Source organism: Streptomyces mexicanus, from assembly GCF_902506575.1.
Taxonomy (GTDB): Bacteria; Actinomycetota; Actinomycetes; order Streptomycetales; family Streptomycetaceae; genus Streptomyces; species Streptomyces mexicanus.
This window is the reverse complement of the sequence record NZ_LR732544.1, coordinates 929,179-935,271: the sequence shown is the minus strand read 5'-3', so window position 1 is coordinate 935,271 and position 6,093 is coordinate 929,179. Positions and strand designations below refer to the sequence as shown.

6 protein-coding genes are annotated in these 6,093 nt (G+C 73.8%); 3 read left to right on the top strand and 3 right to left on the bottom strand.

The window, feature by feature from the left end; all coding sequences use genetic code 11:
* Positions 1-95: 95 nt before the first annotated feature.
* Positions 96-815, top strand: a complete 720-nt coding sequence (locus GV126_RS04255) for a DUF2470 domain-containing protein (protein WP_159662816.1) — start codon at positions 96-98, stop codon at positions 813-815.
* 40 nt (positions 816-855) lie between these two features.
* On the opposite strand, the gene GV126_RS04250 is transcribed toward GV126_RS04255, so the two are convergent.
* Entirely contained in the window at positions 856-2,085 is a 1,230-nt protein-coding gene (locus GV126_RS04250) for an FUSC family protein (protein ID WP_159662814.1), read from the bottom strand.
* A gap of 128 nt (positions 2,086-2,213) precedes the next feature.
* On the bottom strand, positions 2,214-2,708 hold the full coding sequence (locus GV126_RS04245; protein ID WP_159662812.1) for an FBP domain-containing protein: 495 nt from the start codon (positions 2,706-2,708) through the stop codon (positions 2,214-2,216).
* Between the two features lie 90 nt (positions 2,709-2,798).
* Here GV126_RS04245 and GV126_RS04240 point away from each other — a divergent pair, with 90 nt between their 5' ends.
* Together GV126_RS04240 and GV126_RS04235 are read left to right on the top strand one after the other, a co-directional pair.
* The gene (locus GV126_RS04240) at positions 2,799-3,704 is read left to right on the top strand and encodes a DUF3626 domain-containing protein (protein WP_159662810.1); all 906 of its coding nucleotides are present in this window, start codon (positions 2,799-2,801) and stop codon (positions 3,702-3,704) included.
* A 126-nt stretch (positions 3,705-3,830) separates the two neighbouring features.
* Positions 3,831-5,138: an ROK family transcriptional regulator gene (locus GV126_RS04235; protein ID WP_159662808.1), complete on the top strand. Its 1,308-nt coding sequence runs from the start codon at positions 3,831-3,833 to the stop codon at positions 5,136-5,138.
* A 33-nt stretch (positions 5,139-5,171) separates the two neighbouring features.
* Here GV126_RS04235 and GV126_RS04230 read toward each other — a convergent pair whose 3' ends face one another.
* Positions 5,172-5,981 carry an SAM-dependent methyltransferase gene (locus GV126_RS04230; protein ID WP_159662806.1) on the bottom strand — a complete coding sequence of 270 codons (810 nt, stop codon included), beginning with the start codon at positions 5,979-5,981 and terminating at the stop codon, positions 5,172-5,174.
* Between the last annotated feature and the right edge of the window lie 112 nt (positions 5,982-6,093).

Here is a 6,093-nt window from a genome sequence, read left to right as displayed (position 1 = left end):
CCCCCGGGATGCCCCCGCGCGACGGCCCCCGCTGGTTGGCGCACACCGCGATCTCCGATAGCTTAGGCAAGCCTTACCTAATGAGGAGGTTCCGCATGGCTGACAGCCACACCTGGGCCGCGATGCCCTCGGCGGCGCAGCAGGCCCGGTCGGTGCTCGCCACCGCCTGGTCCTGCTTGGCCACCGCCGAGGGCGGCCGGGAGGAGTTCATCGGCGCGCACACCGTGGCCGAGGACGGCCGGGTGCTCCTGCGCGTGCCCGAGGACAGCGCCCTGAGCGCGATCTGCGCGCCGCGCGGTGAGCTGCCCGCCGTGCTGGAGTTCGCCGACGTGGCACCCGTCCCCGTGCGCGGGCGCGTCCGCGCCCGGCTCTGGCTCGCCGGCCGGTTCGTCCCCGGTGCGGAGCACCTGGTCTTCCGGCCGTTGCGCGTGGTGCTGCGCCGGCCGTCGAGCACGGTCGTGGTCGATCCCGACGAGTTCGCCGCCGCCGCGCCCGACCCGCTGGCCGACGCGGAGGCCCGCCTGCTCACCCACCTCGCCGACTGCCACCCGGACGCGGTGGACCGCCTCACCCGGCTCGTCGCGCCCGACAGCCTGCACGGCGCGGTGCGCGTCCGCCCGCTCGCCGTGGACCGGCACGGACTGACCCTGCGCATCGAGCGGGCCCGCACCGACGGCGACGTACGCCTCGCCTTCCATGCACCCGCCGACGACGTCGCCCAGCTCACCGACCGCATGCACGTGCTGCTCGCCCAGGCGAGCGCCGCCCCCTGCCCGCGCGCCCTGCAGCGGCACCGCCCGGACGGCGACGGATGAGGCGGCCGTGCCGCACTCACCCCCGGCCCCGGACGGCGTCCTAGCGGTTGCGGCGCAGCCGCACCGGCACGCCCAGCCGGTCACCGATCCGGGCCAGCCGCGGCCTGCGCTCGCGCCGCTCGCGGGTGAGCCGGTCCAGCTCCTCCAGCAGCCGCTTGGACCGGTGCTCGATGTCCATCTCGTCCAGGATGCGGTCGACCTCGGTCAGCACCGCGCCCAGCAGCTGCCAGTGGCCGGCGTCCCGCTGCACCTCCTCCAGCAGCAGCTGCGCCAGCTTGTCCCGGGTGGCCGCGGCCTGCCGCAGCTCGGCGGCCAGCCGCTCCTCGGCCGACTCGGCGCTCATGCTCACATCGGTGGTCACGAGCACCGCGTAGCTGACCACGGCGTCGGAGATCTCCGACAACAACTGCTGCACCAGCGGCGCGGTCTGCGGCGAGAACAGCGGCCCGGGCGCCCGCTGCTTGGTCAGGTCGGTGAAGGTGCGCGCCAGCACCCGCAGCACGACCGTGCAGATCTCCAGGGTGTCCAGGCCGGTGCGCAGCACCACCCGGTGCAGCAGGCCCTCGCGCACCCGTGGGTTCAGCCGCAGGCTGTCCTCGGCCTGCCGCAGCGCGGCGTCCACGTCGGCGATGTCGTGGTCCAGGCGGCGCGCCTCGTGCAGCCGGGCCGCCGCCCGCGCCACCGGGATCCCGTCGGCCACCTCCTCGCCCATGTGCAGCATCAGCTGCCGCATCCGGCGCGCCAGCCCCTCGATCGACTCGCCCGCGCGCTCGGTCCACACCGGTGGGGCGAGCAACAGGTTGCAGCCCATGCCCACCGCCGCGCCGATCACCGTCTCCACGATGCGCGCCCAGGCCGTGCTGCCGACGCTGGTGACCCCCAGCACCAGCATGGCGCTGATCGCGACCTCCGCCACGAACTCGTCCACCCGCACCAGATGCCCGACGCCGAGCCCGGCCAGGATCACCAGGGCCAGGCTCCACCACGTCAGGCCCACCAGCTGCGAGAAGGCGATCGCGACGAGCACGCCGGCCACCACCGAGTTCACCCGGCGGATGCTGGTCTTCAGCGTGGCGAAGAGGGTGACCTGGACGACCAGCAGAGCTGTCAGGGGAGCGGTCAGGGGCGCCGGCTCCGGGCTGAGCCACTTGGCGATCACATACGCGACCGTCGCCGCGACCGTCGACCGCAGCGCCTGGACGACCACGGGGTCGCGGTGCCGGCGCAGCAGCCGCACCAGCGACACCACCCACTGCCGTACATCTAGCATCCTTGCGCTGTTCCCCGTTCGGTGACGGGTCGAACGTCCTGTCGCCCTCCCGGGCGGGCCGGACCACGGCCGTGACCGGCCGCGACGGTCGCCGGGGCACCCGCCCGGCGCGTGGGCGGGCGGGTGCCTCACGCGTAGAGCTTGTCCAGGAACGCGGCCAGATTGGCCGTCGTCCGGTCGATCTGCTCCTGGAGGGTCAGGCTCTCCTGGAAGCGGCCGCCCGTGTCCGGCAGCTTCCTGCCGCGCACGTACAGCGAGCAGGCGAGATCGGTGCACATGTACGCGCCGACCGAATGGCCCTCGCGGCCCGCCGCGCCCGCCTTGCGGGCGGTCATCAAGGACACGCCTCCGCCTCGGTGGGTGGTCAGGCACAGCGAGCACATGCTGCTGTGCAGGAAGCCGCGCTGCGAGGAGGGGAACCGCAGGGCGATGCCGATCAGCCGCCCTTCCCGCTCCGCCACCAGGTAGCTGCGGTCCGGGGCGCCCGGGTCCCGCCAGCCGAGGAAGTCCAGGTCGTCCCAGGGGCGCTCGCCCAGATCCCGGGGCACGGACAGCCGCTTGGCCTCGCCCTTGGAGCAGTTGACGAAGGAGGCGCGGATCTCGGTCTCGGTGAGTGGTCTCATGGTGGCTCCAGAAGTCACGGCCCCGCACAGCGGATGCCTAAATGTATTAGCTTGTTGCCTAGGGTAGGCAGGGGAGGGGGAGGGGATCCAATGGATTTCGGCGGCTTCGCATCCGTGGGCGGAGCGCGGGCCCGCGCGGCGGTGCACCACGTCGCGGCGCTCTCCGCGGGAGAGCCGCTCGCTCGGGGCTCGCGCATCACGCTGAACTTCCATCCGGACCGGCTCGCGGGCGGCCTGCCCGTCCTGGAGGCGCTGGCCCGGGACGGGGCGTACCACTCGCAGTTCGTGACCGGAACCAGCAACGGCGGCCTCACCGCGCACCCCGGTGGCGACCGCCGGCGCTGGGAGAGCCGCATCTTCGGCGGCGCCTACGACGACGCGCCCGCGGCCGAGCGGCCGGTCTACGGCGCCCTGGACTTCCGCCGCCAGGTCGTCGGCGCGGCTCCCCGGTTCGGGTCCTGCCACTTCCGGCTCACCGAGGCGGCGCTCGCCCGCGCCACCTTCTGCTATCCGGACAGCGTCTTCGAGCCCACCGACTTCGGCACCGCCGCCGCGATGCCGCTGATCGCGCTCGCCGAGGCCGACGAGCAGGACGCCCTCGACGACTACATCGAGGCCCAGGTGCACGGCGGCGTCGACCTGGCCCGCGACGTCGAGGCGCTGGTTCTGGACGCGAGCTACCGCGGCACCCCCGGCGAGGCCGCCGCCCGCCGGCTGCCCTGCCCGCTCGCCTGGCACCCCGGCTACCGGATCACCGTGGCCGAACTGAGCCGGCACGGCGACTACCGCGGCCCGCAGTACGTCGCCCTGGCCGCCGAGATCGCCGAGGACGGCGTGCTCGACCCGCGGATGATCGGCGACGCGGCCCGCAGCGGCCGGTACCCGGCGCAGGATGTGAAGAAGGTCTGGCACCTGCTGGCCCGGCACGGCGCGCCCGAGGGCGCGGGGACGGCCCGCGTGCCCCGGCTGAGCCCGCCGCACGCCGTCACGCCGTAGGCCCCGGGGAATCCAGGGAACACAGGGCTTAATTTATCTCGTTGACTAAGGAGGGAGAGAAAGTCGCGTCGCGGTGTGCCGCGGCGGTATGTTGCAGCTCGGGACGAGTTCGGACAAGGGAGCCACATGGCGGGGCGGAGCGGGCGCACGGTGCGCGATCTCAGGCGGGGCAACCGCACGGCCGTTCTGCAGCGGCTGTACTTCGACGGACCGCTCAGCCGGTTCGAACTGGGCCCGGCGACCGGTCTCAGCTCCGGCTCGGTGAGCAACGTCGTCGCCGAACTGATCGCCGACGGCCTGGTCGAGGAGGCCGGCAGCGTCGACTCCGACGGCGGCCGCCCGCGCACCCTGCTGCGGGTGGCCCGGGAGAGCGGGCACATGATCGGCGTGGACGTCGGCGAGACCCGGGTCCGTGTCGAACTGTTCGACCTCACCCTGACCGAGCTGGCCCGGGCCGACCGCCCGCTGGCGCCCCAGCGGGCGACCGTCCCGCCTCAGCGCTACGACGTAGACGTGATCACCGGGCACATCCGGGACGGCATCGCCGAGGTGCTGTCCACCGCCGGGCTCGCCCCCGAGCGGCTGCTCGGCGTCGGCATCGGCGTCCCCGGCATCGTGGAGCGCACGGCGGACCGCGGCGCCGTCGTGCACGGGCAGACCATCGGCTGGGACGCGGTGCCCCTGGAGAGCCTGCTGCGCACCGGCTCCCGGCTGCCCGACAGCGTGCCGTACTTCATCGACAACGGCGCCCGGACATTGGGCCAGGCCGAGATGTGGTTCGGCGCCGGGCGCGGCGCAGGCAACGCGGTCGTGGTGCTCTTCGGCTCCGGCGTCGGCGCCTGCCTGGTCACCCCGGAGGTGGAGCGCGGCCGGGCCGTGGAGTGGGGGCACCTGACGGTACGGGTGCGCGGGCGCCGCTGCCGGTGCGGCGCGCTCGGCTGCCTGGAGGCCTACGCCGGGGCCGAGTCGCTGCTGGCCCGCTGGCGGGAGGAGGGCGGGCGGCCGCCGGAGGGCGCCGACGAGGAGACCGCCCTGTCCGCCATGCTGGCCGCGGCCTACCCGTCCGACGGCACCGCCGCCGACCCCGTGGCGCTCGGCGTGCTGGAGGAGACCGCCGAGTACCTGGGGGCCGGGCTGTCCGACCTGATCAACCTCTTCCAGCCCGAGCGGATCCTCATCGGCGGCTGGGCCGGGCTGCAGCTCGGCGCCCGCTTCCTGCCCGCGGTCCGCCGCCACGCCACCGCGTACGCGCTGCGCCACCCCGCGCAGAAGGTGACCGTCGACCTCGGCCGGCTCGGCCCGGACGCGGTCACCGTGGGCGCCGCGATCCTGCCGCTCGCCGACTTCTTCGCCCGCGGCGGCCGCCGCCCCGACCCCGAACCGCCCGCGCGGCGCCCCGCCTGGCAGGCGGCACTGGCCGAACGCCGGTCGTAGCGGCGGCGGACCGCGCGGGCGCCGCGGCCGCCGTCAGAGCTTGCGGGCCACGCCGCCGTAGATGTCCGTGGGCTCGGGCGTGGTGCCGGGTTCCGGACGCCACAGCGGGCAGGAGACGATGCCGGGTTCGACCAGCTCCAGGCCCTCGTAGAAGGCGGCGAGCTGCTCCGGGCTGCGCAGCACGTACGGCACGGCGCCGGTGTCGTCGTAGCCCTGCTGGGCCTCCTTGAGCGCCTGGTCGGTGTCCGTGCTGTCGTAGTGGACGAAGCAGCTTCCGGGGGGCAGGGCGGCCTGGAGGCGGCGGACGATCGACTTCGCCTCCTCGTAGTCCTGGATGTGGCCGAGGATGCCCATGAGCATCAGCGCCACCGGCCGGTCGAAGTCCAGTGTCTTCGCGGCCCTCTCGAGGATCCGCTCGGGCTCGTGCAGGTCCGCGTCGATGTACTCGGTGACGCCCTCGGGGGTGCTGGTGAGCAGGGCCTGGGCGTGGCGGAGCACCAGCGGGTCGTTGTCGACGTAGACGATGCGCGACTCGGGGGCGATGCGCTGGGCGACCTGGTGGGTGTTGTCGTAGGTGGGCAGACCGGTGCCGATGTCGAGGAACTGGCGCATGCCGAGGTCGCGGGCGACATACGTCACGGCGCGGATCAGGTATTGGCGCGAGGCGCGGGCCATCGTCTCGATGGTGGGGGCGTGTTCGCGGTAGGCGTCGCCCGCGACCCGGTCGACCTCGTAGTTGTCCTTGCCCCCCATCCAGTAGTTCCAGATCCGGGCCGAGTGCGGCACCGTCGTGTCGATCTTGGACAACGCGTCCTCGTCGGGGGTGAGTTGGCCTTCTGCCATCGTGGGTCTCCTGCCGTGCGTCACGCGATCGGGGTCCAAATTACCGTCAACGCCCCTGGCCGGGACGTCAGTTCGTGATTCACGTGGATGTCGGAGCGATGCGGGTGGGGGG